Genomic DNA, 2,133 nt, shown 5'->3' on the forward strand with positions numbered 1-2,133 from the left:
CCCCGGCCACCGAGACCACCCGCTAACATCAACACCACGGGCCACCTGGGGAATTACCTGCTCGCAACCCCTGGGGAATAACGAGATCGCCCACATGACAGTCACATCGACATCATGGCTTCCTCCGGTCGCATGTACCCCGCTTCGACGCGCCAACGGGGTAGCTCATATCGGACATTTGCTCACGCAGCGCGTCCGAGCGTCATTTCTCACCCCTCCACCCGGGGCGGTTCCGATCCAGCCACGCCTCCACGTCGGCCCGATGCCAGAGTCGTAGCCGGGGATGATCCAAGATCGGGTCGGGGAAGCCCTTCGCGTTCGCGATGCGGCTGGCGTACTCGCGCGAGACTCGCTCGCCACTTCGGGAACCGCGTCCGAGGAGATCGCGGAGCTGATCGATGTCTACGGCGTCTTCCAGGTCCCCGATAGTGACGATCTCGTCACGTGGTCGGCGGGACACCCCGCGGACGCTAGGCGCGGGCTCCTGCATGCGCGGGATGGACTGTCCACCTGCCCTGTAGGAGGCCATGGCGCACTACGGTGCCCCGCTGATCATCATAGCCCGTCGGCGTGCTGGCCGGCGGGCCGGATGACACGCCGGATGACCAGGCCGAACCAGTCGACGGCGTGCCCGAACGATCAGAAGTCATCCCTCGACCGAGATCACGACAGGGACGGAACACAGGCTAGTTCACAAAGAATCTTGTCCTAAAAATCTTGACAAGTTCCGGACGGCCATGGGTCCTCACCGACGGCTCCGGGTCGCCCCTTCAAGGATCTTGGTGATGTCCTCGACGGAATCGTGGACACCGGACGCGATGCTCATCACGAGGTCGTAGGCCTCGTCGTTGGTCAGCGTCAGGCGACGGCCGTTGACACCGTAGAAGGCGATCAGACCGGCAAGGGCGAGCCGCTTGTTCCCGTCGACGAGGGCATGGTTGCGAGCCAGTGAATGCAGGAGCGCGGCGGCCTTGCCGTCAAGAGAGGGATAGGCGTCCCGGCCGAACACCGTCGCCCGCGGGCGCGCGAGAGCGGATTCGAGCAGGCCGTGGTCCCTGACCACCGGATCGGAACCGATGGCCCGCTCGGCGATGTACAGCAGTTCGCGAAGCGTCAGGTAGATCATTCGCCGAGCCAGCGGAGCGCCTCGGCGTACCGCGGCAGCTCCTCGTCCAGCACCTGATCCAGCAGTTCCGCCCGGCTGTGTGCCTCGATGTACTCCCGGATCGCCTCCCGGGCGATCTCCTGCATCGACCGCTGTTCCAACTCCGAACGCAGACGCAAAGCCTCTGCCTCGTCATCCGTCAAGCGCAGTGTCATCGCCACCACCCGACGGTATCACCGCTGATACCGCCGCCGGGACTCGCGCCATGGTCGCGACGCCCGGTTCCTATCCGATCTTCTTGGCGTTCGCATCGCCGTGTAGCCGGACCGCCGGATCTTCGCGTGGACGGGCTCGACGGAAACGGTCGGGCCGTTGACCTGCAGGTTTAGGTTCGCATTAGTGCTGGTTGGGTGCACTCACCGACGCCAACGAAGATCGACATATGCCATAACCTGCGGCTTGACTACCCAATGGGGCGGTCTGCAACCAGCGAGGCCGATGGCTGCAGTACATCGACCTGCGACTGTGGGTTCGAGTCTTGTTGGGTCGACCCCAGCCGCGCTTGATCATAAGGTCCATGCCTCGCCCACCAGCGAGTGTTGCGCGAGTTGCACCGCTCGGCCGCCGCATCACCGGCGTCGTCGCGCCGGGCGCACCCTTCCCCTCACGGCAGACTCGGAGATCCAGGAGGATCAGCCCGGGGCGAGGCGCGCTGTCCGTTAGCCGATACTAGTAGGACTTCGCTAGGTGACTCCGGATAGGTGTTGTGTGACGTTGGGTGTGGGGTTGAAGGGTCGTTGGCAGGTGGGGCAGGCGCCGGTCCAGACGGCGAGCAGGGCCTGGAGGGTGCGGAGGACTCCGTAGAGGGTCAGGCCGGCGCAGGGACTTTTGGGTCGCGGCGGAGCTGGGTACAGAGGGCTTGGGCGACGCTGACGAGGGTGACGTGACGGTGCCAGCCGGTGAAGGTTCGGCCCTCGAAGTGGTCGAGGCCGAGGCCGTCTTTCAACTCGCGGTAGTCGTGTTCGATC

The 2,133-nt window shown here is 64.9% G+C and carries 2 protein-coding genes and 1 pseudogene; all 3 read right to left on the reverse strand.

Features of this window, described 5'->3' with window-relative positions:
• Window positions 1-745 precede the first annotated feature (745 nt).
• Window positions 746-1,126 carry a type II toxin-antitoxin system death-on-curing family toxin gene (locus tag BMG523DRAFT_RS22170; RefSeq protein WP_011435540.1) on the reverse strand — a complete coding sequence of 127 codons (381 nt, stop codon included), beginning with the start codon at window positions 1,124-1,126 and terminating at the stop codon, window positions 746-748.
• Complete coding sequence (locus BMG523DRAFT_RS22175) at window positions 1,123-1,320, reverse strand: ribbon-helix-helix protein, CopG family (protein WP_011435539.1); 198 nt, start codon at window positions 1,318-1,320, stop codon at window positions 1,123-1,125. The genes BMG523DRAFT_RS22170 and BMG523DRAFT_RS22175 overlap by 4 nt, the downstream gene beginning before the upstream one ends.
• Before the next feature lie 653 nt (window positions 1,321-1,973).
• A pseudogene (locus BMG523DRAFT_RS25055) lies at window positions 1,974-2,133 on the reverse strand (IS701 family transposase); the annotation flags it as partial.

The sequence above is a fragment of the Frankia sp. BMG5.23 genome, from assembly GCF_000685765.2.
GTDB lineage: Bacteria > Actinomycetota > Actinomycetes > Frankiales > Frankiaceae > Frankia > Frankia casuarinae.

Excerpts from the sequence above, each read along its gene's own strand:
- BMG523DRAFT_RS22170 (WP_011435540.1), bottom strand. The coding sequence starts at position 1,126 with ATGATCTACCTGACGCTTCGCGAACTGCTGTACATCGCCGAGCGGGCC.
- BMG523DRAFT_RS22175 (WP_011435539.1), bottom strand. The coding sequence starts at position 1,320 with ATGACACTGCGCTTGACGGATGACGAGGCAGAGGCTTTGCGTCTGCGT.